Raw genomic sequence first — 25,453 nt, forward strand, 5'->3', positions numbered from 1 at the left:
ATAAGTATGTGTGTACTATGTCATGATACAGGGATTATTTTTAAAGAAACCTATCCAGGTGTAGTTGAACGAAACGGTTGTAACTGTGAAGTAGCAATAAAGATACAAGAAGAAAATGATAAGCGTTGGAAAGCGTACTTAATTAAATTCGAGTCAATGAAACAAGAGTTGCAACGGAATCAACAACAAAAAGTAAGTTAACAAGGGGGAGCAAGTTATGAAAAATACAACAGTTATGAAAGCTGAACAGTTTCAAGAGGATTTGTTAAAAGGTAAGAAATCATTAAATGATTTAAGAGAAGAACTTGGTTTAGAGAAGTTAAATGAACCGGCATTCAATACTTTATTGAAAGTCAAAGTAGAAAATAAAAGAGTTGTAAATTTGGTTCATCTTAATAGAGAAGAATTTAGTACGGAAACCATTCATACAAGAGTGATTCCAGCGATTAATGATTGTTTTAATGAACTAAGAGTTTTTAACTATGGGTGTGCAAATACGTTTGAAGAATATGAAGAGTTAGTACAAGAGGATTGTGAAATGATTAAAAAAACAATTAACAATTACATTGATGCAATGGGAAAAGCGATGTTGCATTTGGGTGAATCTGTAGAGAAATGGCAAGATTAACTTTTCTGAGAGTTAATGTTAAATGATTGGTTTATAAAAAGGAGGGAGAATTATAAATGCTGGATTGGCGCAAAGTTTATTTGAAAATCCCCTTTTACATCCCAAAATTTCTAATGGATTATTACATGATAAAAAAATACGATTACAAAAAATGTAGTTTCTGTAATCGTATCATTCATTCCGATGATCGTTATTGTCAATGGTGTGGAAATATTAACCGAAAATAGATTTCTTAACTGTTTCAGATAATACATCTACTAGTAAACTACGCATTCCGTTTTTCACAGTGGATGAAGCATTTTCAATATATTTCTTATATTTAGCCACTGCAATTGGAGTTGTCGGGCTATCTATAAGCAAATCGGGAATAGCATTTTGAATGATTTCTTTAGTTGTAGAGTCTAAATTATCATCTAGAGCTATAAGCTCCACTGCATTTGTTAAAATGCTTTCAGTCCATGGATAGGCACATCCACAGTTTTTACAGTAAGAGGGGATGGGGAATGTTTCGGGACCCATCGTAATTATTCTAGAAGGATAGAAATATCCTTCGATAGGGAATTTACAATTTTGACAAGTATTAATTGTACTTTCCCCGCATTTTTCACAAAATTTCACTTTATCATTATGTAAGTTATGAAAAAAAGAAATTTGGTGTCCATTTAAACAAATTAATTGAAAAAATTGCTTACCAGACATTGTTTTTTACCTCCTTTCCAAATATATGTTTATTTTACATGAATTTAGCAATGAGGTTGTCTGAAAAAATTAATAAGGGTGATAAAAATATGAAAAATACAGGTGTTACAAGAAAAGTGGACGAGCTAGGTCGCGTAGTAATTCCAGTTGAGTTACGCAGAACTTTGGGTATTGCTGAAGGGACAGCATTAGACGTTCATGTTGACGGAGAAAACATCGTTTTAAGAAAACCAGAAAAGTCATGTTTTGTAACAGGTGAAGTGTCTGAATCCAACATCGAATTGTTAGGCGGCCGAATGGTTTTGAGTAAGGAAGGGGCAAGTGAGTTATTGGACCTTCTTCAAAAGAGTGTGATGGAACATGCCTAAACAGCTAAATATTTTTGAAGTCGAGCCATCCATTTGTGAATTCGATGTAATGAAAGCAAATGTGAAAAGAGGAACTGGACGAATTACATATGCAGATGTACGCGTTCATGTTCCAAAGAATGCAAAGTGTACGGATGAGTTACCACGCACAACAAAACAAGATGATCGCTATGACATCTTCGAACAATATGTAATGGCAATTTGGAGATTTCAACGCACTGTAGATAAGCTTTTTAGTTGGGATACAGCGGAAGAGTTATGTAAGGCGGCAAGGGATAAAAAAGAAATAATTCCGGTACGGGTTTATTTAGGAAGTGGCTTTAAACCTGATGTTGTCGAGTACATGAAGTGAGAAAAAAGGGAGAGGAACATATGAAGAAAGAAATTGATGTTACAAGTAATAAAGTATATGTGGTGACGGATGGAAAAGTCCTTTCTTTTAACCCACCAGAAAGCGGTTATGGTGAACAAGTTGTAATTTGGGTTAACGGTAAGGCTGGCCATGTTAAAACTACTTCTAACGAAATGATAAAGTAATTAGCTTTTAAAAGGAGTGATCGAAATGTCGGCTTTTAAAGTTCAGGTCGCTTTAGAAGAAGTAGATTTCTTATGGGATCAAAGAGAGGTATTTCAATTCCGAGATTTTTGGAATAGTAATTACACACTCTTAGAGATTTCCAAAAAATTTAAAAGAAAGCAAATAGAAGTAGCGGCACTTATTTTAGATCAAGTGGATAAGTTTAAAATCTCCAAACGAAAAATGGGTTTAGGAGAAATTGGCGACAAAAGTATTCGGAATAAAAAGAAAAAAGAAATACCACCTTACGTCTACATTGCTTTAGAAGAAGTAAATTTCATTTGGAATGAGGACGATATAGAACAGTTTAAGGCTTTGTGGATGAAGCAACTTAGCCTTGAAGATATATCAAATAAACTAAGAAGACATCAAATTGAAATAGCAACATTAATACTGGATCAGTTCGGTTTAGAATACATGCTTGATTGCTTAATAGATACGAAAAAAAGAGTGGCTTAATTAAATTATTGAGGGAGCGAATGGAAATGAACTTAACTAAAATATTCGGAATGCAAAAGGTATTAGATACAAGAATTGTTAAGGAGCATGGATTGGAAGGACAAAATTTATTTTACAATATGATTCTTGCTTTACAGGTTGAAATTGGAGAACTTGCAAATGAAACAAGATGCTTTAAGCATTGGAGTAATAAAGGTCCTAGTGAAAAAGAAGTCATCTTAATGGAGTATGTAGATGGATTTCATTTTATAGCTTCATTAGGGAACGGCATCGAATTTAATTCTAATGAATATAGCCTGAAATTATTAGAACATAATGCAAAAGTTTATACCGCAAGTACATTAGTAAATCAATTTAACAATGTATATGAAGCTGTGTCAGAATTTCGTGCAACTCAAGATATTGAGCTTTATGAAGAATTATTGTACTCGTACTTAGGTTTAGGTAAGAAATTAGGATTCACATTTGAAGAAATTGAACAAGGTTATTACAAAAAGAATGAAGTGAACCACCAGCGCCAGGATAACGGATATTAAGACCAAATTTGAATTTTGTATAAAAGAGGGATATAGAATGAGCCAATTTATTCATTCTTTAAAGCAAGTCATACTGTTATTTGAATCTTTAAAAGTACCTTACAAAATCGGTGATGTGATTGAAGTGCAAAAGAAAAAGTTTCTTGTTATTGGAATTGAAAGCTTCAAAATATATGGAAGAGAATTAACCATATGGTATACCATACAGAATTTAGAAGTACATGATTATATCTCTATACCGTCTAAGCCTACATTGTGTAAGTTAGAAAAGTTATCAGTTTTGTACCAATATGACGATAAACGTTTTGAAGATTTACAACCGGGTAGGACAGTTCCGCATCGAGGGAAGCAATATAAAATTATTGAGCATGTCTCTCTCTCTTTAAACAAGCACATGATTAAGTTGCAATTTTTAGCAACGCAAGTTATACCGATTGAACGCAAATTTGTGAGAACTAAATATTTTGATGAAAAGAAAAAGCAATTAGACATTAATGTTTTTTAACAAAAGCGTTATTTGGTCGGAAAGGAGGATTACAATGTACCCGTTTTATGTAGATGGTGAAAAGGTATTTTCATTCTCTTACAAGCCAAGTAAAGGTGTTGTGAAAGATGATGATACTGGCACGTGGTACGAAATAACCAAAGTTGAGCAAGGGCGTGGGCGCAAAGTTTACGGAAAAGAAACTATTAATTTGGACGGTATGAATTGGCAACCTTATAAAGATTAATCGAAAAGGGGAATGAGCGATGGCTTTTAGAACAAAGGAAATCAAAACGTATCAAACAGTTGTGATTTGTGATGATTGCAGAAAGGAAGAACCACTATGTACAACGGATTGTCCGCCTAGTTTTAATACTAAAATGAACGGTGCGTTATCAAGGGGGTACACATTTAAAGATACAGGTAAACAGTTCAAAAATTATTGTAGAGATTGCAAAGGGAAACATGAAGTGATGGCAACAGTTATTAAAGGGTTCCTCGAAGATTATGATGGATTGATTGTTCTCAGTGATATTAGAAATTTTAAAGATGGAGAAGAATTTGTAGAACAAGCTGAAAAATACATCTTAGAAAACAGAGGGCATCGTATACCTGTTCTTCAACCGCAAGTAACGGAAATTATTATTGGAGATGAAGAGTGGAAACCTGGGGATGATCCGGATATTGAAGGCGAAAGAATTACAGTATTTTGTTCGGAACTAGATTGGGAGAACTTAGAAGAAAACCAAACAAAATAGTTATTTTGGAGGGAAATAGATATGATGAAAGTTTTTGCAATGAATGATTGTGATACGGTTTGTGCGGAAACAGAAGAACAGGCAAAAGAGTTTTATAAAAATGAATGTGGATTCGATGATGATGAAATTAATGAATACTTTGAAGGTGAGGTTAGTTTGTAAGATAAAGTCCATATCAGTATTGATGACTTGCCTGATGAGGAACAACGGATAGCAACAATTGAACCAGTATTCCAAAGAGGTGGGGATACATGCGTTTTAAGAACTTTTGAATGGGTAATAAAGCAAAACAACATTACAGGCCCATGCATCATTGCGTCAACAGAATACTAAACAAAATTCTTATTTTAAAAATAAAGAGCGCCTTGTAGAGCGCTCCTGATACCTAATCATGAATTTTTATGTTCCATCTTAGATTTCGGAATAAAATGCTCACGGACAAAGTTTTGATAAATCATACAGCTTATAAATGTAATATAAAACACTGCACAAAAGAAGATTAACATGTATTTAAATGTCTTTTTCATATTATTACCGCCCTAAAAGAGAATTACTTGGATTTTAATATGATATGTAAAAAAGTTGCGGTTATACAATGGACGAATAGCTCGCGAAATTAAAATAAAATCTTAATTTTGCAATGAATAAAGAGCATACAAAGTGCATGCTCTTTCAATGAGATGATAGCTCACAATGTCCAATTTGTCAGCTTAATATAGTGTATGTATTTGTTCTGGTAGAGTGACAAAGAAATATTGAAAAAATAGTCATTTTACCACAAATAAAAAAGAGCACACATGTAAGTATGCTCTTTAACAAGAAAGGTAGATTTTTATGAAAGGGTGCCTCCATACAATATCATATGCCTGTCCAATTAAAAAGGTGAAAAGTTTTTAATAAAATCGTTATTTGAAAGTAAATCAAAAAGAGCACACATATAAGTGTGCTTCTAGACTAAAAGGTTTGAACGTATGGACTGGAGTGCCCTACACAATAATATATGCTTGTCTGATTAAAAGGTGAAAAGTTTTTTATAAAAACGCTATTTGGTGAGTAACTTTAAAAGTAAAAAGAGCTCCGTCTACTGGTCGGAGGCTCTTTTATGGGAATCAGTGAGTTTCGTTCCTTAATTCAATATATGTATCACTTATTTTAGTGTGATAAGTATTATAAAAACTTCATTTGGATGGAAGTGAGGTGTAGGTATGGAATTAGTTTTTTGGATAGTTATCTTCATTGTACTGGGCCAAATTGTTTGTGCAAAGATGGATTTAAAACACTTAGAAAAACGTTTGGACATTTATAAGGAAATGCTGGATATACAAAATGAAAAAATTGATGACTTATGGAGATATATTAATAAATGTTAATTAGTAGAAAATATTAAAAAAGAAGGACCCACGTTGAGGGGGTGGGCCCTTTTAATGAAGCTAGGCATATATACTAAGCATATAGAGATTAACTGTATATTACCAAAAATGGATTGAGATTTCTATGTGTTAATTGTTGAGAAATAATTTATAAAAGTGTCATTTTGTAGAAAATCAACAAAATAAAACGAGCACTTGTGCCAGAGTGCCCGTTTTATAAGATGACGTCATTTATTATGTTATGTTTGTGAGTCATGAACAATTAAATGAGTCGAAAAGTAAGGTTCGAAATAGTCTATTCATCTGTTGATAAATGGGTGCTTGTACTAAAAAAGCAGTTAGCCAAAAGCTAACTGCTATTAAAAAGAAGTGAAGAAATACAAGGGAGGATTATTTGAGTTCCGGCTTATCGCCCATGTATAGTATGTGCTATGTATGAAAGGATATTCAAATTTGCAAAAAATAAAAAGAGCACCTTCGAACAGTGCTCTTTCCCGGAAGTGCATATTGCATGGACTTGCAAGAGGTTTTTAAGGAATAAAATGAATAAGCTCGCTCCTGAAAGGAAGAAGCCATACAATAACATATGAAAACGTCGTCGCAGGAGTGACAATGAAAGTATTTAAAACGCAACAAAATAATCCTTTGATGGAGAAAAGAGCTTAAAAAACAGGGACAATTCACGTTTAGATTATTTTTGAATGTAATGGGTATTAAAAGTGTTAAAATGCTTCAGAATGGAAAAGAGAGGCATTTAAATGAAGGGGTGAGAGAATTGGCGAGTATAAAGAAAAGGAAAGTGAAAAAAGCAATTGCGCGTCGTTCGAAAATTATAGAAGGTGCTGAGAAAGAAAGGGTTAAAAAAGCTTGGAGAAATATTTTTTTGCAGGCTGGTATTTTGAAGTGAAAAGAAATTGAATAGGGTCCGGCTAGAAAACTAGAGGACACCAATTTTTAGAACAGCAATTAAGCTGTTTTAAGAAATGGTGTCCTCTTTATTTTTGAAAGGGGATGTGAGAAATGAATGCATTAAAAGATCAACTACGTGAATGGAAAAAACAATCTACGCAAGTGGAGAAGAAACAGAAGAGAAAAAGAAAAGAAAAATTAAGCACTCGTGATATTGAAGATTTAATGGGGATTCATGGGCCACGTTATGAGCGTAGGCGTGGAGTTATAAGACAAAAGTAATGCAAAAATAAAAAGGAGTGATGTTACATGACGAAACAATTATCTTTCTTACCGAAAATAGATAGAGCAGCAACACAAGAGAAATTAGAGGGTATTCTGGAAAGTGTACGTATATATAAGCAATTTGGAATGATGCGTAAGGAAATGAAAGTCACTCCTTCTTATGAAAAGAGAGAGCATGGTCCTACACATGCAGTTGGCAAACCGTTAGAGGATGTAGCAATCTCTAATATTCAACAAAGCAAACGTGAAGAATGGTTAGAGAAAATGGCGTTTCGAGTTGAACAAGCATTAAGTCGATTCGGAAACAGTACAGCTGGAAAAAACCAGAGAGACATTATAGTTAAACGATATTTAGAAGACGAAGATGTGTGTGACTATATGGTGTATAACGAAATTGGCATGAGTGAACGTACGTATCGACGTGTGAAAGCTAGAGCGTTTTATAAACTGGCTTTTGCTCTTAGATTAGAAGTTTATGAAACCGAAGAAACTGGAGGGGATGAATTATGAATTTTGTCCAGCCCATACGTGATCCAGAGCAAATACAACAAATCAAAGAATATTTAAAAGAAAAGAATGCACGTAACTATATTTTATTTGTAATGGGAATTAATACAGGTTTACGTATAAGTGATATTTTAAAACTAAAGGTTGGAGATTTAAAAGGTAGTCATATCTCAATGCGTGAAATGAAGACAGGTAAGCAAAAACGCATACAAATTACAGCAGCACTAAAGAGAGAGCTTCGATGGTTTAATGAAAACAGAGAAGATGATGAGTACCTATTAAAAAGTAGGCAGGGAAAAAATCGTCCAATCGGTCGTAGCATGGCATATAAGATATTAAGTGGAGCGGCGGCGGAGTTCGGATTAGATGAAATAGGAACACATACGCTGAGAAAGACGTACGGTTACCATATGTACATGCAAACGAAAAACATAGCATTACTTATGGAGATATTCAATCACTCGTCAGAGAAGGTCACGTTACGTTATATAGGTGTAAACCAAGATGCAATGGATAAAGCAATGACTAGATTTAAAATCTAAGCATTGCTTTTTCTTTTTAAAACTATACAGTTACTCATAAATTTTGTACTGTGTAACTCAAAAGAGAAAGTGAAACGAAATCAATGATATCAAGGGATTTGGCGAAGGGGTCAGTTACACACAATTAAACATATGGGTAATTCAGACACATAAAATTGTCCTTTTACGTATACAAGTTATATATAATAAAGATGAGGTGAAGCAGATGGTGTGTGAAAAGCTGTTACAAGCATTGATTCAATTTCAAGTGAAGCAGGGTGGAAATCCCGGTACATTAAGGCTAAACCCAGATTACTATAAAATAATATTAGAACAGTTGGCATATCCAGAATGGTTAATAAAAAGGAAGATGCTGAATCTAGAGCAAACGTTTTTGGGGATTAAAGTCGAACTAACACATGAAGTTCAAACGTTTGAAATAAAATGATTGGCAGAGTCTTGACCGCTTTTTGGCAGGAAATGTGCCGGTTGTTTTGGAATTATCGTGTTATATTTGTATTGTGAGAAGTGGCGGAAAACACAACTCATAAAATTTCTTTATAATATATGTTGTTTAAACGGTTTCATAATAACGGCACATAAAATCCGAAACCAGCAGATGATACTGATTGAATGGTACCGTTATTAAGGAGAGCTTTTGCTCTTCTTTGAGCTAACAACACCCTAGGTAGACAGAATCAGGAGAAACTGATAAGTTTGCCGATAGTGTCTGTCATGGTTGTTAGCTGAAAGAAGGATAAAACTTCATTTACCGCAATTGAATCACTGAAAAAGAGGACATTCACAAACGTGGCTGTCCTCTTTTTATTAGAAAGCTTGTACCTTTACAAGAACAATAAAGAAAGTACCAGGATACCACCTAGAATGAAACCAATACATAGTGAAGAGTATTTAAGAAAAAGCATTGCGAACACTCCTTTTAGGTAAAGTATGAGTCAGTAATGAAGATTTTATTAAAAAAGCATCCATTCGGATGTTTTTATTTTTGAGGAGGATGAAAGATGGACGAACAAAAATTGACGGTAAAAAACAAAAATGAAATATACCTTAGACCTACATATTCGCACAAGATTGATCCCAATAAAATTAAAACATTGGATGACGTGATTCAAATTTTAAAAAGAGTAACTCTACATGTTGACGATGAAGGAGTAAAAGGAATTGAGCATTTGATTGAGAGGGGAGAAGTAGAAGATTACAAAATAACAGCAGGGGTAATTAAAGGTGAACAATTATAATTATGCTAATAGGGACTATCACAGGCACTACTGAAATCTGGGGCGTCCTATTTGTTGTTAGGCAAAGATAAGCGCAAACGTGTTGCATTTAGGGAGAAGGGGTGAGGGGATGGATTGGACAAATTTCATAAACGATATTTTATACGGTACTTCATTAGGGATCTTCCTAAGTATTTTCATTGATAGATTTTTTGATAAACAGTTTGAAAAGGAAGGATATCGAAAGGATTTCAAAATAAAACTTCTTGATGAAGATAAGGAGTGATGGTAGATGTGTAATGTTTCTAGATGTTGTTTAGCTTGTGACTATCAAATTAAAACATATCAAGCACTAGAAGATGAATATCAAGAAGTAACTGTTTGTCCGAAATGTAATGGTGCTTTTGTAGATGTGTTTAAGTTAGGAAAGTACATACAACTTAGTGGAAGAACGGAATGTAACGGTAAGCCATTAACAAAAGAACAAATAGATATGTTGGAATTCATGATCTATAACTATTACAAGAAGGACATGGACATCTGCTCGTGTGATGTGGAACGAGTAGTTAAAATGAAAGAAAAGGGGGCGAGGACGAATGGATAAAGCTAAACTTATCCAAGGTAAAATCGAAGAAGGTAAGTTGAGTATTAATGAGGCAAGGATATTAATGGGTTTGGAACCTATCGAGATGGATACGTGTAATTACTTTTTTAATTCGCAAGGATAAAGGCTGGTGTAACTATGCAACCTTTAACAATACAAGAGATTAATAAACTATATGAGGAAGATAATATTATTAAGTTCTATAAGCATCCTTATTGGAGAAGGAACATTAGGATTAAAGCATTAGAGAGGGACAATAGCGAGTGTCAGGAGTGCAAGCGCAAAGGTAAGTATAGCAAGGGTCGTAACGTCCATCACATCAAGGAGTTACGTGACAGACCAGACTTAGCATATATACTAAGCAACCTAGAAACACTATGCATTCAATGCCATAACAAAGAACATAACAAAGAAAAGAACATAGTGAAGAAGCGTTGCACGATAGTAGATGAAGAGAGGTGGTAAGTGTGGACAGCATAACTATACAAGGTAACACATATGACTTAGATGATATTGAAAGAATATGCAACACTAATGTGAAAGGTATGAACGCTTTAGAGATCATGTTATTCGAACAGTTTACTAAAGACATCTATAAAACATACACACAGATACGACACATACATAAGCCTAAAGCATGTGAGAAGCTATCACTTGAGAAGGTTAAAGCTAACCTAAGAGATCATTGGTTAGAGATATACTTAAACCTAACAAGAGAAGAAGCTGAAACAGTTATCGAATACGCTGAGCTATTCTTCGGTTTAGCGATCAAATAATAAATTTAAAGTAAAAAAATTCTGCTTCACACACGTATAACACCCCCCACTCTTTTTTTAGAGATTAAATTGTTGGGGGACCAGGCAACGCGGGGGGGAGATTTGTCTTTTTATTTTTTGCTTTTCGCGCGTGAGACAGAAAAAAACACAAAAAAATATCTTCCTTTTACTTGGATGATGAAAATTTTTGATATGTATTTGTGATCAGTATGCAGTTGCTACTGTTTCCTGTTAAGTAAAAATATACACGACTATTTTTGTTCTTTTAAGTAATGTTTTTAAAATTAATCTTCGAAAAAATCTAATGAAAAAGCGGGGTGATGATATTGTGAGCGGAAAACAAAGTAAATATAAATTAGCGTTCAAAGATTTCTTAGAAGGCGTTAAATACAAGGATATTGCGAATAAATATAGTGTATCTGTTAGCACTGTTAAATCATGGCGTAGCCGTTATTGGGAAGACATGATAAATGAAAAAGGTCTAAAAAATGTTTCAGAAAAGGTTGCAAAGCTTCAAAAGAGCAGAGAAAAAACGCTTAGAAATAAAATAAGAGACGATTTATATGAACAACTTGGCACAAACGGTATCATACACGCTCATTTTATGGATTTAGTAGAAGACTATATGTCATTTTGGGATATAAAAAATAAATTGATAGCTGATGTGAAAGATCGAGGTGTTTCAGTTTTAGGTGCTAATGGATTTATGAAGAAAAACGATAGTATTAACGAGTTGAATAAGACTAATACGCAAATGCTAAAGATTCTTAACGAGTTAGGCCTTAAAGCGGTAAGTGAAGAGGTGGATGACGATGACATCGATTTGTAACGTCTATAGATACCATCCTTATATCAATGAGTATATGGAACTTGTGGAAAGCGGAAAAATACGATCATGTAAAGAACAGAAACAATTAATGAAGCTCGTTAGGGAAACTTTAGATGACCCAAATGTTTATTTAGATGTACAAGCAATTGAGGATAGTGTAAACGTTCCGGCTCCTTACTTTCCATTTGAATTATTTACATGGCAAAAATTTGTTAATGCTTGTGTATTTGGTGTCAGATTTAAAGATACTGATAGGTTAGTGTGGAATCAAATATTAATCCTTATGGGACGTGGTGGCGGTAAAAATGGTTTTGCTGGTTATCAAAACTTCTATATGGAATCTAAACCGTTCGGTGTTAATAACTACAATATAGAATGGGTTGCGACATCGGAAAAACAGGCTAAAATAACATTTGAAGATGTAAAAAATGTATTGGAAGACCCGAAACATGAAAAGAAACTGAGAAAAGCCTTCTATAAACCCACTAAGATTTTAATACAAAACAAAAGCACAAAGTCGAAGATTCAATACCACACCTCGAATGCTCGTACAAAGGATGGTTTAAGACCAGGAGCTGTATGTTTCGATGAAATACACGAATACGAAGACTACGCTTCTATCAAGGTTTTTCGTTCTGCTCTTGGTAAGGTAAAAGACGGTCGCACATTCTATTTAACTACTGACGGTTATGTTCGTGGCGGTGTTTTGGACGATATGAAAGAGAAAGCTCGAATGGTTTTGAGTGGCGAAGTTGAGAAAAGTAAATTATTCCCCTTCATCTGCAAATTAGATTCTGAAGATGAAGTTGAAGATATTGCAAACTGGGAAAAAGCTAATCCTTCTATTCGAGATAACACGGAATTATTCGAAACGATGAAAGAAGAATGGGCGGAATGTCAAACTAACATTCCGATGCATGTTGAATTCATGACAAAGCGTATGAACATTCCCAAACAACTGTTTCAACATAAAATCGCTACTTATGAGGATATTCTTGCAACAGATCAACCTTTACCTGATGATTTACACAAATATGAATGTATTGGTGGTGTGGACTACGCAGAATTACGCGACTTTTGCAGCGTCGGTTTGTTATTCAAACGACAAGGCAAGCGCTATTGGATTCATCACACTTTTATATGGCATCAGGCGTTGAAAATGCAGGATATTAATCAAGATATTATTGATATTGGTGTGGAAAAAGGACTCTTCACCATCGTCCGCGATAAAGAAATCGAGCCCAAACGTGTTATCAATTGGTTTTTAGAAAAAGCGAAAACATACGACATTAAGCGTATCGCGATTGATAAATTCCGTTCAGTAGTCTTGAAACCTTTATTAGAAGAAGCTGGTTTTAATGAAAGAGTTGAGATAGTGCGGCGCGGTCCGTATATTCACGCTATGTTAGATCCGTTAATCCAACATCTATTCATCAATCATAATATTGTTTTCCACGATGATCCTGTTATGCGGTGGTATTGTGGGAATATCTATGTGGACGAATTAGGAAATGGCTCAAAAGAATATAAAAAAATCGACCCTGTCAAAAGAAAAACTGACGGGTTTTTTGCATTCACACACGCCCTCAATTTCGATGGTGATCTTGAAGACTATGCAGTCGATTTAAACGATATGCAAGTATGGTCATTCTAAGGAAGGGGGTGAAAAAATGGGGATTCGTAATGTTTTTAAAACTTTTTTAGGTAAAAGTGATAATGGAACGACTCCGGATGTTGATTGTAGCGTAATGACACTTAAAGCTGAAATTGCTTATAAGAAATTGTATGTGAACGCTGCTATTAATTTAATTGCTCGTAGTTTAGCGGCTTGTGATTTTGAATCTTATCGAAGCGGTAAGTTAAAAAGAAGTCTGAACTACTATCAATTGAATGTAGCGCCTAATAAAAATGAAAATGCGCATGAGTTTTGGTGTAAGATTGTCCATCAATTAATTTATAACAATGAAGCGTTAATTTTACCTATAGGAGAAGAACTGTGGGTAGCCGAATCGTTTTATCGTGAAACTACGAATGGTTTTCATGAGTACGTTTACAAAAGTGTTTCGGTTAACAACGAATTATTAACTAAAACATTTAGAGAGCAAGACGTTCTATACCTGAGGCTTTCCGAAGAATCCATAAACAGTGTTATTGACAGTCTTTATAACTCGTATGGGCTATTGCTTGCAAAAGCGATGAAAGATTACAAAGGTAACGGAAGAATACGTTATTTGTTCAGAGGTCGTTTCATGAGTTCATTAACTGATGAAGACGGAAAGGCTGCACAAAAGCTTTTTGAAGAGAAAGCAAAAGATTATATGAATCTTGAACAGTTAGTGTCCATTATGTTCTTACCTGAAAACGTACAAATGGAAGATCAAAGTAAAGAACCTCGTAATCTAGATACTAGAGACATTAAAAATCTCGCTAAAGATATGCTTGATTTCGTCGCTACTGCTTTTCACATACCACCTTCATTATTAAGTGGAATAAGTGAGGGGGGTATTTCAACTACAGCCAATCCTACTGGAGATTTAGATAACTTTATCGTATTTGCAGTAAGACCGATAGGAGAAATGATTGCTAACGAATATAACAAAAAAATGTTCTCTAGAAATCAATTTTTAAGTAAAACGTACATTAAATTCAACATGGACAACTTCAAATTGTTCGATCTTACTAAGTTTGCTAATGCGGTTGACAAGCTATTCGCAGTCGGTGGCATGAGCATAAATGATGTACTAGAACGATTAGGAAAAGAACAAATAGAAGAAGAGTGGGCTGATGAACGTTATGTCACTAAGAACTACGAGAGAGCAAGGATAAGTGGAACGATGGAAGGAGGTGACGAAATTGGAAATGGAAAAGATTCAACCAAAGTTCCTAATGATGGAGAACAACGATAGTAATAACGAAAGTAAAAAAGTTACCGCTTATATGCATGGAACAGTTGGTTCTGGTTGGTGGGGCGATATTACCGCAAAGAAAACTCGTGAAATGTTTGACAAAATCGATGCAGATGAAATCGAATTACACATTCATTCTGGAGGCGGTGATGCGTTTGAAGGAGTTGCTATTTGTAACTATTTACGTAATCACTCGTCGAAGATTACGGTTGTTGTTGATGGGTTGTGTGCGAGTGCCGCTTCCGTAATCGCGATGGGAGCGGATACAGTTATCATGCCTTCTAACACTACAATGATGGTTCATCGTGCTGCAACTTACGCGTTTGGAAATGCTGATTCTTTAGAAAAACAAGCAAAAATGTTACGAGATGTTGATGCGTCTTTAATTCAATCATATAAAAACCGTTTTAATGGTGAATTCTTTGAATTAGAAGAACTATTAGACAATGAAACGTATATGTCTGCGGAAGTTGCTAAATCTTACGGTTTCTGCGACGAAATTATTGATGCAGTAGCAAACCGTGTGGACGTCGAGTCTAATGAAGATGTGATGGAAGAACCTGAACAAACTGATTCTGCTGACGTAGTTGTCGAAAACGAAGCTAACAAACGAGCACAAAACGCAGAACGTTCCATGCAATTTATGAATTCCTTATTAAAATCTATCAAAAAATCGGAGGTAATACAAAATGGGTAAAGATTTAGAAACACAAATTGAAAATCGTCAACATTTAAGTGCAGTTTTAGCAAGCGGAACACCTGAACAGGTAGATGACGCTTTAGTACAATTCGCGCAAGGTATTCAAAATGAAATTTTAGCACAAGCATCTGTTCAATCTAGCGACCAAGCTATTTTAGCAGCACGAGGTGGACGTGCTTTAACTAGCCAAGAAACAAAATATTACAACCAAGTAATTGCTGGTAATTCATTTGCTGGTACAGAAGCATTAGTACCGCCAACAGTTATCGAACGAGTATTCGAAGACTTAGTTCAAAATCATGAATTATTATCACAAATCAACTTTGTGAACGTTGGTGCTCTAACAGAATGGATTCTTAAAAAGGGAGATATTCAAACGGCGTTCTGGGGGAAATTATGCGCAGCTCATAAGGAACTCTTAGATGAAGGTTTTGAAACGATTAAAATTGAGCAATACAAATTATCAGCATTCATGCCAGTATGTAAAGCAATGCTTGATCTTGGTCCGGTTTGGTTAGATCGTTATGTTCGTACCGTGTTAGTTGAATCTTTAAAAATTGCTTTGGAGCTAGCTATTGTCGCTGGTACTGGTAAGGACCAACCAATTGGTATGATGAAAGATCTCGATACGGTTTCTGGTGGCGTACACGCTGATAAAGCTGTAACTGGAAGCCTTGAAAATCTTTCTCCTTACACTTTAGGGAATATCATGGCTTCCCTTACTCGTGATGGGAAACGCAATCCAGATAACGTAATGTTGGTCGTAAATCCTGTGGATTATTGGGCTAAAATTTACGGTTACACGACTCGTCCAAACGCTGATGGAACATATGCGTATAATGTTCTTCCGATTCCAGGTAAAATCGTTAAGTCTAACGCTGTTCCGAAAGGTAAATTAATTGCAGGTATGGCAAAAGATTATTTCCTTGGATTAGGTGGGGCGCAACGTTTAGATGTTTATGATCAAACACGTGCTATCGAAGATGAAGATTTATACATTGCTAAAATGTATGCGAATGGCCGAGCGGATCGTAACGATTCATTCTTAGTTTATGACATCAGTAAAATGAAAGAACCAACAGGTTGCTGTCCTCCTGTTGAAACTACACCACCTGCCGGAAAATAAGGGGTGATTTTTTTATGAGCGATAATCAATTAAAGGCGACGTTACAGTCGCCTTTTGATTTGTTAGAAGATGTAAAACATGCACTAGCAATCACCTGGGACGAAGAAGACAAGGACATCGTAAAGCTTATAGATCGTTCCGTTTACTTTATGAATGATTTAGTAGGTGCTGAACTTGATCTAGCCGTCAATTTATCCGCAAGGGAGCTAGTTATTAATCGTATTCGTTATGAATACAACAATGCGTTAGACAGTTTCGAAAGCAACTTCAGACAACCACTTTCAAGATTGATATTACACGTCGCAATCGATGAAAGGAAAAAGAACAATGGCGATTGAACAACATAGAAAAACATTTAATGACGGATTTATTCGTGTTAAGGAGAGCAAAACGATTCGAAATAGTACCAAAAAAGTAATCGGACGTGAAAATGTCGAGATTATCAAACTTAGATTTTCGGAACTTTCGTGTCGTGAAGCTGACATTCAATTTGCTGAAAGTATTGATAAAAAGTTAGATATGAAGATTGAAACGTTAAACGCTCCTATGTTCAAGAATAAGGATGTGGACAGCTTAACTATTGAATTGCGGGGGCATTCTTATAGCATCATTAAAGCAGATCGTTTTAAAAATAGTATGTTTTTATACTTGCAAAAGGTAGGTGGTCTAGATGACACTGAATGATCTAATTGAAAAGTTTAATAGTAAGCTAGTCCAACATTTAGAGTCTTTCTTCCACACTGAAGAAGTATACCAGGATTCTGTTCAGGAAGATGAAGCGAATCTATCTACGATCAACCATGTTGTATTTGAAACAGGTGGGTTTGTTAGGGCTGGGGCAAGTGCATTTACACAAGATGTAACAGTTTATTATTTTTCGGAAAATCGTGAGGACTTAGATGTATTGCAAGTGGAGTTTATGAATTCATTACGTAAAACTGGTCACACATGCAATAAATCGCTCAAAGACAAAATGAGAAAGAAAGATACTGAATTTTTCGTTGATGTATTAACATTTGAACTCACAAGGAATGTAAAACATGGCTGCTAATTTTAGCGTCGATACTTCACATTTTGAATCTTTGCAAAGGAATATTGAGGGATTACCAAATGTTGCTGAAACGATAATAAACGAAGATTTAAGGTCTAAAATTGCACCAGCAATGAAAAAGTCTGTTCTTGGTTTAATACCTATATCGAATAGAAAAAAAGCCCACGCCAAACTATATCAAGCTATTAAAGACGACACCAAAGAAAATTTAACATTAACATTAAAACCAAAACCAAAATATAGATATTTGGTCTTCCCTGATTTGGGATTAGGTACAAGTCAGAAGAAAATGGCTCAAAAGTTCATGGAACGTGGCGTTGAACAAAAAGTAGATTACTCTATCGAGGAATTAAATAAATCCTTAATAGAACAAATAAATAAAACATTAGGAGGTCGTTAAATATGCCAGTTACAACAATTGAAACGTTTGACGCGGTAGATATCAAAGATGCAAGTGTGCTTTTTAAAGGAGAAACTGTCACAGAACCCTTTGGGTGTGTCGGCTCGTTGGATGCTGAAACCGAAATTAAAACCGTTAAAAAAACATGTGGAGGGACGACCCTGAAACAAAAATCAAAGCCGATTCAAGTGAATGTAAAAATAAGCGCACATCTACAGATAAAGGTACTTCGTGAGATGTTTGGTATCACGAACAAGAATTTAAAAGAAGGCGTATTTTCGTATGGAGTAGATAGTCTCGGAAAAGACTTCACTTTTGTAGCACGGGAGGTAGATATATTTGATGAGGTATCTCGCTTAATTGCTTTTCCGAACTGTACATCGGCATCAGGGTTTATTAAGTCCGTTGAAAGTGGAGCGGAGGAAGTAGCAGAAACAGAACTGGAAATAACATGTTTACCAGATGAATTCAACCAATTCTATTATGAAGCGATTCAATCTGATTTATCAGCAGAAGATGCAAAAATGTGGATGACAGCATTTAATCCTGCAAAAGTGCAGAGAACAGCGGGAAGTTCAAAATAAAATCATAAATACGTGAAAGGCGGCGCTCATGATTGAGTGCCGTTTTTATATAAAAAGGAGATTGGACAATATGAAAAAACAAATACGATTAAAGAATGGAAAAATAGTAAACATCAATCCGAATTTAACGGGTTATATACTTTTTCAGTTAGAGAAAGAAGGTGTAATCACAAAGTCATTTATGACTTCTCTGTTGTCGACAGGTGATATCCAAAACATAGACATATTTGACAGTATGCGAACGGTTTATGCGGCATACCGACAAGCGACGCCGACAGATTTTATGGATTTTGATAGCTTTATGAAAATATACGAAGTAGATGTAGTGGAGGCGTTACACGTATTCACTGCCATTATGCAAAAGGAAACAAGAAAGAATAAGATGGCCCAAGGATTTAAAGCGAAACAGCGTGGAAAAAAGGCATAAGTCTTCCGAAATTTGAGATAGAGTGTGTAGAAGATTTGTATTCTTTGTATGTATTTCTATTTGGCATTTCGGCAGACGATTTTTGGACATTACCTTTACGTTCCGTTCAGCGCATTGCGGAAAATAAAGATGCCTATGAGAGTTGGAAACAATATATACAAGAAAAGGAGGCGGAAAAGTAATGTCTAAGCCTTCACAAGAGACAATTATAAAGTTCAAAGCAGATACAAAAGATTATGAAGCACGCGTTAAGGCACTGAACGAATCGACGAAAAAAATCAAGCAAGAATTAAAACTGACACAAACGGAAATGAAACTGTCCGGTTCAGCCACAGATAAGCTACAAGCATCTTTATCCAGCTTAGAAAAACAGTACCAGCTTGCGAAACAGAAAACAAAAGAATGTGCTGACCAACTACAGCGAGCGAAAATGGTGTGGGGAGAAAATTCAACGGAAGTAGCGAAGTTAGAAAGTGAGCTTAGAAGAAATCAAATCGCCGAGAAACAACTATCGAATAGCATCAAGCAAACATCCGAAAGTTTGAAACAAGCGAAACTTGCAGAACAACAACGGACGAGTGAAACAGCTAAGGCAGCTCAGAAGCTTCAGGACTTAAAAGGGAAAGAAGAACAATTGCAAGCATCTACCGCAAAGATGAACTCGCAATATGAATTGCAAAAAGCGAAGCTTGGTGCAAATGCCTCTGAAACGGAAAAACTTCGTTTAAAAATCGACCATTTAGGGAATCAACATACGATAGCGGCTGAAAAGGTACGAAATTATCAACAGCAACTTGATCAAGCTAAAAAGAAGTATGGTGAAAACTCGAATGAGGTCAAGCGATATGAAACAAAATTACTCGAAGCTAGGACTGCAGAACAGCAACTTAAGAATCAAATTGATGTGACAAACAAAAGTTTGAAAGAACAAGAGAGTGTGACACGTAGAGCGGGGCAAGCATTAGATGCAGCCGGAAACAAGATGAAGAGTGCTGGAAGGACTATGACAGCGGCCGTGACCTTACCGGTAGCGGGTCTAGGAACAGCCATTGTGAGAACAGGTATGGATTTTGAAGCCTCTATGTCAGAAGTGAAAGCGATATCTGGAGCAACAGGGAAAGACTTTCAAGATTTAGGAAAAAAGGCGGAAGAGTTGGGAGCGAGAACTTCCAAATCTGCCTCAGAATCGGCACAAGCGATGAAGTTCCAAGCCTTAGCAGGTTGGAATGTACAACAAATGTTAAAAGGGACCGAACCTATACTAAAATTATCGGAAGCCGGCAATCTGGATTTAGCACGGGCAAGTGATTTGGTAACGGACTCGATGAGTGCGTTAGGGATTACCGTTGATGATTTACCGCGATATTTGGATGTGATGGCGCAAACATCAAGGAAATCCAATACGGACATTGATGCGCTTGGGGAAGCATTCTTACGTGTAGGTGGTACGTTTAACGGATTGAAAGTCCCAGTAGAAGAAGGTGCGGCAGTTTTAGGGTTACTTGCGAACCGTGGTTTAAAAGCTGGAGAGGCTGGGCAAGCATTGTCTTCGACACTGGTCAATTTAACCGCACCTACAGGGCAAGCTAAAGAGGCGCTGGATAAGTTAAAGTTTAGTGCGTTTGATAAGCAAGGAAACTTCAAAGGGCTCGCCAATATTTTGTATGAATTAAAGGACAAAATGGCTGGTATGACACAAGAGGAGAAGAACCAAATCATTGCAATGGTGGCAGGTAAAGAGCAAATTAAAACATTTAATGGCTTATTAAATGGTATGGGTGATGAATATGAACAGCTAAAGAAAAATATTGATCATTCAAATGGCGCACTAGATGAGATGTCAAAGGTAATGAATGATAATTTGCGAGGTAAAGTAAAAGCGATGAAATCGGCCTTAGAAGGCATGGCCATTAGCTTGTATAAGAACTTACAACCCGCTCTAACCGAGATTGTGGAGGCATTGACGGGTGTGTTCCAATGGGTTCAAAATCTATCACCAACTACGCAAAAAGTGATTGTCACGATTGGCGCAATCGTCGCAGTAGTGGGACCATTACTCATTGTGTTGGGGTTACTGGTATCATCCATTGGTAGCATTGCGACCGCAGTTGGTGGTGTCATTTCATTTTTTGCTAGCTTTGGTGCGGCAACCGCAGCGGTAGGGACGGCCTCAGGTGTAGCCGCAGTTGGAGTAGGTGGATTAGGAACGGCACTTGGAGGCTTGTTGGTAGCGGCTGCTCCTTGGATAGCAGCGGCTGCGCTTGTTGGTGTAGCAGCATATGGGATATATAAGGCATTTACACAAGAAGCTACGCCAGCGGTGGACTTATTTAAAGAACGGGTGAATTATGCAGCAGATGGTACGTTCCAAAGTGTCGATAAAATCAGTGAAAGTACTAAAAAGGCTGTAGGTTCCTTTATGGATATGGCACAACAAGCAAACAGTACAACGGTTACCATGTTTGCTGAGCAAACACAAATTACAGATGAAAACTTACCCCAGATCACAGCGAAATACGAAGATATGAAAAATCAAGTTGTGAATGCGTTTGAACAGAAAAAACAGAATGCAGTGACGAAAACACAGGAGGCGTTCCAAGGCGTTCAAACGGTAACGGCAGAAGAGCAAGCTAATATTCTTACGATGTATGATCAGCATTTTGAAGCAGAAAAAGCGAAAACACAGGCTGCAAAAGATAAAATCGTAGAGATATGGAACAAGGCGAAAGAAGAAAAACGAGCTTTAACAGCTGATGAAAACAAACAGATTCAAAACTTACAAGATGTTTTTAATCAACAAGCTATACGTGCAATGGCGGAAAATAAAGCGGAACAAGAAGTCATCTTAAACAATTTAAAAAACAGTAAGGAACGCATGAATGCAGAAATGTTAAGTGATGCGGTAAAAAAAATCAATCAAACCCACGATAAAACAGTAGAGAAAGCACGGGAAGAACGTGATAAACGTGTCAAACAGGCGGAAATGATGAAGGCAGAACTCGGAAGTGAAGCGGAAGGGACCGCCAAGAAATTAATCGATGAAGCTAATAAACAGTATGAAAAGGTAAAAGGCAGTGCAGATAAAACAAAAAAAGAAGGTATCGACAAACTAAAAGGTTCGTATAAAGACTTGGAAGACCAAGTGAACACAAGTACGGGTAATATCTTAACATATTGGGATAAAATCAAAAGATGGTGGAACAATTGGACCCCTGTAAAAAAGGTGATGGAAGTGTTTTCGACAGGGGGGCAAGAAGCGCAGCGATCTGCAAAAGCATTTAGTGCACCCCAATCTTTTGCGCCCGCTAGAGAGATGGCACCACCTCAAGCATTCCGAGCATTTCAATCACCTATTCCACCAGAAATACCAGAACAAATGAATAAAATCAGAAGAGTAAGGGCTGTATCTTCAGCAAGAGAAAATGGAGTGCTGAGTCAGGCATTATTTGGTCAAGGGATACTCTCCAACCTTCCGCATATAGCAAATTCCGCTATGGCGATGGCGACAGGGAAACACAAATCGTTTAGCCAACCTACACAACCAGCGGTTGAAGGTAGTCCGGTTGAAATGAATTTCTACACAACGGTTAGAAATGACCGTGATCTAGACCGTATGTTTGAAAAAGCAGATGATTGGATGGCGCAAAAGGGACGGAATATAAACATAGCAAGGGGAAGGAATGGATAAGATGGACATTGGAATTGATACAGCACTTGGTAGTGATTATGGATTAGCGATGGTAGAGCGTCCTGTGATTCCGACCGCAAAACAAAAAGTAGAACAAATAGAAGTACCTGGACGACATGGTTCCCTCACCAAAAAGGGGGCATTTGAAGACGTCCCTTTGAAAATCAAGTTTAACTTGTTGGAAGAGGAAAATATCAAGCCCTTAATCCGTAGGATAAAGGCATGGTTTATGAATGGGAAAAAACTCTATTTTACGGATGATGACGTGTACCGAAAAATCAAACATGTGGAAATGGGAGATATCGCAAATGAAATAGAAGAGTACGGAGAATTCGAAGTGGAATTTACGCTCGATCCGTTTGAATATGTCACAACTGTCCCGCTGATATTGACAAAACCAGAAACCATTTTAAATCATGGAACAATCGAATCTTCCCCGAAAGTAGAGATTTATGGGAATGGGGATGTCAGGATGATGGTGAATGATGTTGCCTTCCAAATAAAGGGTGTAAAAAACGCTGTCATTGTGGATTCCGAATTATTAGAAGCATATGCAGGGACTACACCCATGAATCCCAACATGATAGGGGAATTTCCTCTTTTCAAAGTTGGAGAAAATACCATTACCTGGACGGGAAATGTGACAAAACTCGTGATTGAACCGAGGTGGCGTTATGTATGATTACACTGTATAAACCAGATGAAACCGATTTTACCCACAATGGTATCGGTATACTGGATTCACATATTTACAATGCAACTGTTGAGGAAGAGCTCAACGGTTTATTTTTGTTTACGTTTAACTATCCATTATTCGCTCCTCATGGAGTGAATATAGATGGCATGAGTATCATTAAAGCGCCCACACCGGATGGAGACCAACTCTTTCGTGTGGTGACTCCGAAACCAAGTATGGGGGAGTTAAGGGTGCAGTGTTACCATATCTTCTATGATTTAACGGAAAACTTAATCGAGGATATCTTTATTGAAACGACAAATGGAAATGGAGCCATGAACCGTATATCAGCTGGATGCCAATATAAACACCCGTTTACTTTGTCCAGTGATATACCTAAGATTGCGAGCTCGAGGCTTGTTCGGAAAAATCCAGTAGAAATCTTGCAAGATGCCAGTCAAGATAACTCGTTCCTCAACCGTTGGGGCGGCGAATTAAAGCGTGATAATTTTGATATCAAAATGTTGAAAAATCGAGGGAGAAATCGAGGCGTCGTCATTCAGCATAAAAAGGACTTACTGGGTTATGAAGGTCATGTGGATTGGAAAAGTCCTGTTACACGAATGATGCCGAAAGGCTTCGATGGTCTGTTGCTTCCTGAAAAGTATGTGGACAGTCCTTTGATTCGTAAATACCCACACCCTAAAATTCGTGTTGTTACGTTTGAGCATATTAAAGCGGCAATTGGTGACCATGAGAAGGATGAGGATGCGGTGTCACTGGAAGAGGCTTATAAACTCTTACGCCAAGCGGCAAAGGATATGTATGCAAATCAAAAGGTAGATCAACCGAGGGCTACCTATAAAGTGGAATTCCAAGAGTTATCCCAAACGGAAGAATATAAGGAGTATGCCATTTTACAACGGGTTTATATGGGGGATACAGTGACCATTCAACACCTAGAGGATGGCATAGACATTCAAGCAAAAGTAACCGCGTATCGATATGATCCCATCAAAAAAGAGTATATTCACTTGACCATTGGCAATTGTAAAGAATCTTTTACGGATATGGCAGGTAAAGTCGATCGTATGCAAGATGAGTTAACAGATATGCCGGTTTCTATATTGGAAGCGGCGAAAGAAAATGCAACCAATCTCATTAATTCAGGTTTTGGAGGGCATGTACGTATTTACCCAGACAGAATTTTTATTATGGATACAAAAGATGAAATGACGGCCAAAAAGGTTTGGCAATGGAATATGAATGGATTTGGTTATTCTTCTACAGGAGTAAATGGCCCGTACGGAACAGCAATCACAAATGATGGAAGGATTGTTGCGGATTTTATTACGGCGGGAACGCTCAGTGGAAATCTAGTGCAAGGTGGAGAAATAACAGGATCAACTTTGAAAACATCTAATTCGGCTAATTTTGTAAATATCTCTAAACAATTTATTCGTCTCTATGAGTCCTCGAAAGTAAGAGCCTTTATTGGGTATTACAAAAATAGCAGAAATGAAATACAGCCTACTTTTATTCTAGGTGGTGACTCAGATCAAACAGGTGCAAACGGTGCTATTATGTTGTATCAATTCTCAGATGCAAGTGTGAAGTCTGGTGGAATTGGAATTACAAAAGGACTCGATGGCAATGGATACTTGAATGCAGCTTCTTTATACTTTTCACAAACAGGGAATGCAATGCTTGACGCTGATAAAATGATTGTCTTAGGTGCTCAAAGTGAAATGAGGTTTAAAGTCAAAGATCAGTTCCGCTTTTATCGGAATAATAATTGGATTGCAAGTATTGGGACTTCATCTGGAGGAGATACAGACATTATGCTCCCAAGTGCGATGATACGGAATTCGAGTTGGGAAAATGGCTATATTCAAGTGAAAACCGCTCTTGGGACATATTATCAAGGCGTAATTGCTTCGGACTTCAAAGTTTCTTCTAAAGAAACCTATAAAACCAATATTAGATCAATTACACGTAGTGTATTGGAAACTGTAATGGCTTGGGATATTAAACAGTATAATCTGAAAACGGATATTCCGAAACTGTATGAGATGCGTATGAATCGTAAAGAAGGAGAGCCGACAATTACTACAGATGCAATTCCTACACATTATGGTTTAGTTATTCCAAAAGAATCAGAGGAAAATGGTGTGGGTTTATATGGGATGCTTTCACAATTGACAAGCGCATTTCAAGAATATGTGACAAAAACCGATGCTAGAGTGGAAGAATTAGAGCCATTAAAACCTAAAGGGAATATAAAGCATAGGAACAAAGTAAAACGTCAAAGAAGACCGCCTAGACGCGTGAAAAGGAATAGTTAGAG

At 36.6% G+C, this 25,453-nt stretch carries 38 protein-coding genes and 1 pseudogene; 38 read left to right on the plus strand and 1 reads right to left on the minus strand.

The window, feature by feature from the left end:
• Positions 1 to 6 precede the first annotated feature (6 nt).
• Positions 7 to 201: a hypothetical protein gene (locus tag ATL10_RS01240; protein ID WP_110496276.1), complete on the plus strand. Its 195-nt coding sequence runs from the start codon at positions 7 to 9 to the stop codon at positions 199 to 201.
• Positions 202 to 217: 16 nt separating this feature from the next.
• Positions 218 to 628 carry a hypothetical protein gene (locus tag ATL10_RS01245; protein WP_110496278.1) on the plus strand — a complete coding sequence of 137 codons (411 nt, stop codon included), beginning with the start codon at positions 218 to 220 and terminating at the stop codon, positions 626 to 628.
• Between the two features lie 213 nt (positions 629 to 841).
• Here the strand turns inward: ATL10_RS01245 and ATL10_RS01250 are convergent, their stop codons facing one another.
• The gene (locus tag ATL10_RS01250; protein ID WP_110496280.1) at positions 842 to 1,327 is read right to left on the minus strand and encodes a DUF2321 domain-containing protein; all 486 of its coding nucleotides are present in this window, start codon (positions 1,325 to 1,327) and stop codon (positions 842 to 844) included.
• 89 nt (positions 1,328 to 1,416) lie between these two features.
• Between ATL10_RS01250 and ATL10_RS01255 the strand changes: the two genes are divergently transcribed.
• The 36 genes and pseudogenes from ATL10_RS01255 (at position 1,417) to ATL10_RS01415 (ending at position 25,451) form a co-directional block, all read left to right on the plus strand.
• Positions 1,417 to 1,695 carry an AbrB/MazE/SpoVT family DNA-binding domain-containing protein gene (locus ATL10_RS01255; protein ID WP_110496281.1) on the plus strand — a complete coding sequence of 93 codons (279 nt, stop codon included), beginning with the start codon at positions 1,417 to 1,419 and terminating at the stop codon, positions 1,693 to 1,695.
• Entirely contained in the window at positions 1,688 to 2,047 is a 360-nt protein-coding gene (locus ATL10_RS01260) for a cell division protein SepF (protein WP_110496283.1), read from the plus strand. Before ATL10_RS01255 ends, ATL10_RS01260 begins: the two co-directional genes overlap by 8 nt.
• Before the next feature lie 20 nt (positions 2,048 to 2,067).
• Positions 2,068 to 2,232, plus strand: coding sequence for a DUF3954 domain-containing protein (locus ATL10_RS01265; protein ID WP_000711474.1), 165 nt, complete (start codon positions 2,068 to 2,070; stop codon positions 2,230 to 2,232).
• 25 nt (positions 2,233 to 2,257) lie between these two features.
• A complete protein-coding gene (locus ATL10_RS01270; RefSeq protein WP_110496285.1) occupies positions 2,258 to 2,731 on the plus strand; it encodes a sugar ABC transporter substrate-binding protein in 474 nt (157 codons plus the stop codon).
• Between the two features lie 20 nt (positions 2,732 to 2,751).
• Positions 2,752 to 3,267 carry a dUTP diphosphatase gene (locus ATL10_RS01275; RefSeq protein WP_110496287.1) on the plus strand — a complete coding sequence of 172 codons (516 nt, stop codon included), beginning with the start codon at positions 2,752 to 2,754 and terminating at the stop codon, positions 3,265 to 3,267.
• 37 nt (positions 3,268 to 3,304) lie between these two features.
• Positions 3,305 to 3,772, plus strand: coding sequence for a LacI family transcriptional regulator (locus tag ATL10_RS01280; protein WP_110496289.1), 468 nt, complete (start codon positions 3,305 to 3,307; stop codon positions 3,770 to 3,772).
• Between the two features lie 34 nt (positions 3,773 to 3,806).
• Positions 3,807 to 3,998, plus strand: coding sequence for a hypothetical protein (locus tag ATL10_RS01285; RefSeq protein ID WP_110496291.1), 192 nt, complete (start codon positions 3,807 to 3,809; stop codon positions 3,996 to 3,998).
• Between the two features lie 19 nt (positions 3,999 to 4,017).
• A complete protein-coding gene (locus tag ATL10_RS31700) occupies positions 4,018 to 4,509 on the plus strand; it encodes a hypothetical protein (RefSeq protein WP_258375760.1) in 492 nt (163 codons plus the stop codon).
• Positions 4,510 to 4,530: 21 nt separating this feature from the next.
• Positions 4,531 to 4,842 (plus strand): annotated as a pseudogene (locus ATL10_RS01295) (hypothetical protein).
• Positions 4,843 to 5,714: 872 nt separating this feature from the next.
• Entirely contained in the window at positions 5,715 to 5,879 is a 165-nt protein-coding gene (locus ATL10_RS31055; protein WP_181419315.1) for a hypothetical protein, read from the plus strand.
• Positions 5,880 to 6,654: 775 nt separating this feature from the next.
• Positions 6,655 to 6,786 (plus strand): DUF3983 domain-containing protein, encoded by a 132-nt coding sequence (locus ATL10_RS01300; RefSeq protein WP_033691069.1) that lies wholly within the window; start codon positions 6,655 to 6,657, stop codon positions 6,784 to 6,786.
• 113 nt (positions 6,787 to 6,899) lie between these two features.
• Positions 6,900 to 7,070: a hypothetical protein gene (locus tag ATL10_RS31060; RefSeq protein WP_098398687.1), complete on the plus strand. Its 171-nt coding sequence runs from the start codon at positions 6,900 to 6,902 to the stop codon at positions 7,068 to 7,070.
• Positions 7,071 to 7,097: 27 nt separating this feature from the next.
• Positions 7,098 to 7,583: an ArpU family phage packaging/lysis transcriptional regulator gene (locus ATL10_RS01310; protein ID WP_110496293.1), complete on the plus strand. Its 486-nt coding sequence runs from the start codon at positions 7,098 to 7,100 to the stop codon at positions 7,581 to 7,583.
• Positions 7,580 to 8,122: a site-specific integrase gene (locus tag ATL10_RS01315; RefSeq protein ID WP_001012128.1), complete on the plus strand. Its 543-nt coding sequence runs from the start codon at positions 7,580 to 7,582 to the stop codon at positions 8,120 to 8,122. Before ATL10_RS01310 ends, ATL10_RS01315 begins: the two co-directional genes overlap by 4 nt.
• 205 nt (positions 8,123 to 8,327) lie before the next feature.
• Positions 8,328 to 8,549 (plus strand): hypothetical protein, encoded by a 222-nt coding sequence (locus ATL10_RS01320; RefSeq protein ID WP_088114138.1) that lies wholly within the window; start codon positions 8,328 to 8,330, stop codon positions 8,547 to 8,549.
• 574 nt (positions 8,550 to 9,123) lie between these two features.
• Complete coding sequence (locus tag ATL10_RS01330) at positions 9,124 to 9,360, plus strand: hypothetical protein (protein ID WP_110496295.1); 237 nt, start codon at positions 9,124 to 9,126, stop codon at positions 9,358 to 9,360.
• 109 nt (positions 9,361 to 9,469) lie between these two features.
• A complete protein-coding gene (locus ATL10_RS31065) occupies positions 9,470 to 9,625 on the plus strand; it encodes a hypothetical protein (RefSeq protein ID WP_172452185.1) in 156 nt (51 codons plus the stop codon).
• 6 nt (positions 9,626 to 9,631) lie between these two features.
• A complete protein-coding gene (locus tag ATL10_RS01335) occupies positions 9,632 to 9,943 on the plus strand; it encodes a hypothetical protein (RefSeq protein WP_088114896.1) in 312 nt (103 codons plus the stop codon).
• A complete protein-coding gene (locus ATL10_RS31705; RefSeq protein WP_254913574.1) occupies positions 9,936 to 10,067 on the plus strand; it encodes a hypothetical protein in 132 nt (43 codons plus the stop codon). Before ATL10_RS01335 ends, ATL10_RS31705 begins: the two co-directional genes overlap by 8 nt.
• Before the next feature lie 14 nt (positions 10,068 to 10,081).
• On the plus strand, positions 10,082 to 10,408 hold the full coding sequence (locus ATL10_RS01340; protein WP_088114897.1) for an HNH endonuclease signature motif containing protein: 327 nt from the start codon (positions 10,082 to 10,084) through the stop codon (positions 10,406 to 10,408).
• Positions 10,409 to 10,410: 2 nt separating this feature from the next.
• A complete protein-coding gene (locus ATL10_RS01345) occupies positions 10,411 to 10,719 on the plus strand; it encodes a hypothetical protein (RefSeq protein ID WP_110496297.1) in 309 nt (102 codons plus the stop codon).
• 328 nt (positions 10,720 to 11,047) lie between these two features.
• A complete protein-coding gene (locus ATL10_RS01350; protein ID WP_060851594.1) occupies positions 11,048 to 11,548 on the plus strand; it encodes a P27 family phage terminase small subunit in 501 nt (166 codons plus the stop codon).
• Positions 11,532 to 13,202, plus strand: coding sequence for a terminase large subunit domain-containing protein (locus ATL10_RS01355; protein WP_110496299.1), 1,671 nt, complete (start codon positions 11,532 to 11,534; stop codon positions 13,200 to 13,202). Before ATL10_RS01350 ends, ATL10_RS01355 begins: the two co-directional genes overlap by 17 nt.
• Positions 13,203 to 13,218: 16 nt before the next feature.
• Positions 13,219 to 14,454, plus strand: a complete 1,236-nt coding sequence (locus ATL10_RS01360; RefSeq protein WP_110496300.1) for a phage portal protein — start codon at positions 13,219 to 13,221, stop codon at positions 14,452 to 14,454.
• A complete protein-coding gene (locus ATL10_RS01365) occupies positions 14,402 to 15,151 on the plus strand; it encodes a head maturation protease, ClpP-related (protein WP_110496302.1) in 750 nt (249 codons plus the stop codon). The genes ATL10_RS01360 and ATL10_RS01365 overlap by 53 nt, the downstream gene beginning before the upstream one ends.
• Positions 15,144 to 16,280 carry a phage major capsid protein gene (locus tag ATL10_RS01370; RefSeq protein ID WP_110496304.1) on the plus strand — a complete coding sequence of 379 codons (1,137 nt, stop codon included), beginning with the start codon at positions 15,144 to 15,146 and terminating at the stop codon, positions 16,278 to 16,280. The genes ATL10_RS01365 and ATL10_RS01370 overlap by 8 nt, the downstream gene beginning before the upstream one ends.
• A gap of 14 nt (positions 16,281 to 16,294) precedes the next feature.
• Positions 16,295 to 16,618: a hypothetical protein gene (locus tag ATL10_RS01375; protein ID WP_110496306.1), complete on the plus strand. Its 324-nt coding sequence runs from the start codon at positions 16,295 to 16,297 to the stop codon at positions 16,616 to 16,618.
• Entirely contained in the window at positions 16,608 to 16,964 is a 357-nt protein-coding gene (locus ATL10_RS01380) for a phage head-tail adapter protein (protein WP_110496308.1), read from the plus strand. Before ATL10_RS01375 ends, ATL10_RS01380 begins: the two co-directional genes overlap by 11 nt.
• Positions 16,951 to 17,331: a hypothetical protein gene (locus ATL10_RS01385; protein ID WP_110496310.1), complete on the plus strand. Its 381-nt coding sequence runs from the start codon at positions 16,951 to 16,953 to the stop codon at positions 17,329 to 17,331. Before ATL10_RS01380 ends, ATL10_RS01385 begins: the two co-directional genes overlap by 14 nt.
• Positions 17,321 to 17,731 carry a hypothetical protein gene (locus ATL10_RS01390; protein WP_110496312.1) on the plus strand — a complete coding sequence of 137 codons (411 nt, stop codon included), beginning with the start codon at positions 17,321 to 17,323 and terminating at the stop codon, positions 17,729 to 17,731. Before ATL10_RS01385 ends, ATL10_RS01390 begins: the two co-directional genes overlap by 11 nt.
• A gap of 2 nt (positions 17,732 to 17,733) precedes the next feature.
• Complete coding sequence (locus ATL10_RS01395; protein ID WP_110496314.1) at positions 17,734 to 18,315, plus strand: phage tail protein; 582 nt, start codon at positions 17,734 to 17,736, stop codon at positions 18,313 to 18,315.
• Positions 18,316 to 18,385: 70 nt separating this feature from the next.
• On the plus strand, positions 18,386 to 18,742 hold the full coding sequence (locus tag ATL10_RS01400; protein WP_060851604.1) for a hypothetical protein: 357 nt from the start codon (positions 18,386 to 18,388) through the stop codon (positions 18,740 to 18,742).
• A gap of 44 nt (positions 18,743 to 18,786) precedes the next feature.
• Positions 18,787 to 18,924 carry a hypothetical protein gene (locus ATL10_RS31590; protein WP_171840935.1) on the plus strand — a complete coding sequence of 46 codons (138 nt, stop codon included), beginning with the start codon at positions 18,787 to 18,789 and terminating at the stop codon, positions 18,922 to 18,924.
• Positions 18,924 to 22,430: a phage tail tape measure protein gene (locus tag ATL10_RS01405; protein ID WP_110496316.1), complete on the plus strand. Its 3,507-nt coding sequence runs from the start codon at positions 18,924 to 18,926 to the stop codon at positions 22,428 to 22,430. Before ATL10_RS31590 ends, ATL10_RS01405 begins: the two co-directional genes overlap by 1 nt.
• A complete protein-coding gene (locus tag ATL10_RS01410) occupies positions 22,423 to 23,112 on the plus strand; it encodes a phage tail domain-containing protein (RefSeq protein WP_110496318.1) in 690 nt (229 codons plus the stop codon). Before ATL10_RS01405 ends, ATL10_RS01410 begins: the two co-directional genes overlap by 8 nt.
• A complete protein-coding gene (locus ATL10_RS01415; protein ID WP_110496320.1) occupies positions 23,109 to 25,451 on the plus strand; it encodes a phage tail spike protein in 2,343 nt (780 codons plus the stop codon). The genes ATL10_RS01410 and ATL10_RS01415 overlap by 4 nt, the downstream gene beginning before the upstream one ends.
• Positions 25,452 to 25,453 lie beyond the last annotated feature (2 nt).

The sequence above is a fragment of the Bacillus sp. 196mf genome, assembly GCF_003217275.1.
GTDB classification, from domain to species: domain Bacteria; phylum Bacillota; class Bacilli; order Bacillales; family Bacillaceae_G; genus Bacillus_A; species Bacillus_A thuringiensis_S.

What these genes read in the sequence shown, in the direction of transcription:
- ATL10_RS01275 (WP_110496287.1), top strand. Translation starts at nt 2,752, where the DNA reads ATGGAAATGAACTTAACTAAAATATTCGGAATGCAAAAGGTATTAGAT.
- ATL10_RS01310 (WP_110496293.1), top strand. Translation starts at nt 7,098, where the DNA reads ATGACGAAACAATTATCTTTCTTACCGAAAATAGATAGAGCAGCAACA.
- ATL10_RS31055 (WP_181419315.1), top strand. Translation starts at nt 5,715, where the DNA reads ATGGAATTAGTTTTTTGGATAGTTATCTTCATTGTACTGGGCCAAATT.
- ATL10_RS01245 (WP_110496278.1), top strand. Translation starts at nt 218, where the DNA reads ATGAAAAATACAACAGTTATGAAAGCTGAACAGTTTCAAGAGGATTTG.
- ATL10_RS01355 (WP_110496299.1), top strand. Translation starts at nt 11,532, where the DNA reads ATGACATCGATTTGTAACGTCTATAGATACCATCCTTATATCAATGAG.
- ATL10_RS01320 (WP_088114138.1), top strand. Translation starts at nt 8,328, where the DNA reads ATGGTGTGTGAAAAGCTGTTACAAGCATTGATTCAATTTCAAGTGAAG.
- ATL10_RS01315 (WP_001012128.1), top strand. Translation starts at nt 7,580, where the DNA reads ATGAATTTTGTCCAGCCCATACGTGATCCAGAGCAAATACAACAAATC.
- ATL10_RS01375 (WP_110496306.1), top strand. Translation starts at nt 16,295, where the DNA reads ATGAGCGATAATCAATTAAAGGCGACGTTACAGTCGCCTTTTGATTTG.
- ATL10_RS01395 (WP_110496314.1), top strand. Translation starts at nt 17,734, where the DNA reads ATGCCAGTTACAACAATTGAAACGTTTGACGCGGTAGATATCAAAGAT.
- ATL10_RS01265 (WP_000711474.1), top strand. Translation starts at nt 2,068, where the DNA reads ATGAAGAAAGAAATTGATGTTACAAGTAATAAAGTATATGTGGTGACG.
- ATL10_RS01335 (WP_088114896.1), top strand. Translation starts at nt 9,632, where the DNA reads ATGTGTAATGTTTCTAGATGTTGTTTAGCTTGTGACTATCAAATTAAA.
- ATL10_RS01240 (WP_110496276.1), top strand. Translation starts at nt 7, where the DNA reads ATGTGTGTACTATGTCATGATACAGGGATTATTTTTAAAGAAACCTAT.
- ATL10_RS01385 (WP_110496310.1), top strand. Translation starts at nt 16,951, where the DNA reads ATGACACTGAATGATCTAATTGAAAAGTTTAATAGTAAGCTAGTCCAA.
- ATL10_RS31060 (WP_098398687.1), top strand. Translation starts at nt 6,900, where the DNA reads ATGAATGCATTAAAAGATCAACTACGTGAATGGAAAAAACAATCTACG.
- ATL10_RS01360 (WP_110496300.1), top strand. Translation starts at nt 13,219, where the DNA reads ATGGGGATTCGTAATGTTTTTAAAACTTTTTTAGGTAAAAGTGATAAT.
- ATL10_RS01260 (WP_110496283.1), top strand. Translation starts at nt 1,688, where the DNA reads ATGCCTAAACAGCTAAATATTTTTGAAGTCGAGCCATCCATTTGTGAA.
- ATL10_RS01410 (WP_110496318.1), top strand. Translation starts at nt 22,423, where the DNA reads ATGGATAAGATGGACATTGGAATTGATACAGCACTTGGTAGTGATTAT.
- ATL10_RS31700 (WP_258375760.1), top strand. Translation starts at nt 4,018, where the DNA reads ATGGCTTTTAGAACAAAGGAAATCAAAACGTATCAAACAGTTGTGATT.
- ATL10_RS31065 (WP_172452185.1), top strand. Translation starts at nt 9,470, where the DNA reads ATGGATTGGACAAATTTCATAAACGATATTTTATACGGTACTTCATTA.
- ATL10_RS01390 (WP_110496312.1), top strand. Translation starts at nt 17,321, where the DNA reads ATGGCTGCTAATTTTAGCGTCGATACTTCACATTTTGAATCTTTGCAA.
- ATL10_RS01370 (WP_110496304.1), top strand. Translation starts at nt 15,144, where the DNA reads ATGGGTAAAGATTTAGAAACACAAATTGAAAATCGTCAACATTTAAGT.
- ATL10_RS01330 (WP_110496295.1), top strand. Translation starts at nt 9,124, where the DNA reads ATGGACGAACAAAAATTGACGGTAAAAAACAAAAATGAAATATACCTT.
- ATL10_RS01405 (WP_110496316.1), top strand. Translation starts at nt 18,924, where the DNA reads ATGTCTAAGCCTTCACAAGAGACAATTATAAAGTTCAAAGCAGATACA.
- ATL10_RS01255 (WP_110496281.1), top strand. Translation starts at nt 1,417, where the DNA reads ATGAAAAATACAGGTGTTACAAGAAAAGTGGACGAGCTAGGTCGCGTA.
- ATL10_RS31705 (WP_254913574.1), top strand. Translation starts at nt 9,936, where the DNA reads ATGGATAAAGCTAAACTTATCCAAGGTAAAATCGAAGAAGGTAAGTTG.
- ATL10_RS01400 (WP_060851604.1), top strand. Translation starts at nt 18,386, where the DNA reads ATGAAAAAACAAATACGATTAAAGAATGGAAAAATAGTAAACATCAAT.
- ATL10_RS01380 (WP_110496308.1), top strand. Translation starts at nt 16,608, where the DNA reads ATGGCGATTGAACAACATAGAAAAACATTTAATGACGGATTTATTCGT.
- ATL10_RS01250 (WP_110496280.1), bottom strand. Translation starts at nt 1,327, where the DNA reads ATGTCTGGTAAGCAATTTTTTCAATTAATTTGTTTAAATGGACACCAA.
- ATL10_RS01285 (WP_110496291.1), top strand. Translation starts at nt 3,807, where the DNA reads ATGTACCCGTTTTATGTAGATGGTGAAAAGGTATTTTCATTCTCTTAC.
- ATL10_RS01415 (WP_110496320.1), top strand. Translation starts at nt 23,109, where the DNA reads ATGATTACACTGTATAAACCAGATGAAACCGATTTTACCCACAATGGT.
- ATL10_RS01280 (WP_110496289.1), top strand. Translation starts at nt 3,305, where the DNA reads ATGAGCCAATTTATTCATTCTTTAAAGCAAGTCATACTGTTATTTGAA.
- ATL10_RS01270 (WP_110496285.1), top strand. Translation starts at nt 2,258, where the DNA reads ATGTCGGCTTTTAAAGTTCAGGTCGCTTTAGAAGAAGTAGATTTCTTA.
- ATL10_RS01340 (WP_088114897.1), top strand. Translation starts at nt 10,082, where the DNA reads ATGCAACCTTTAACAATACAAGAGATTAATAAACTATATGAGGAAGAT.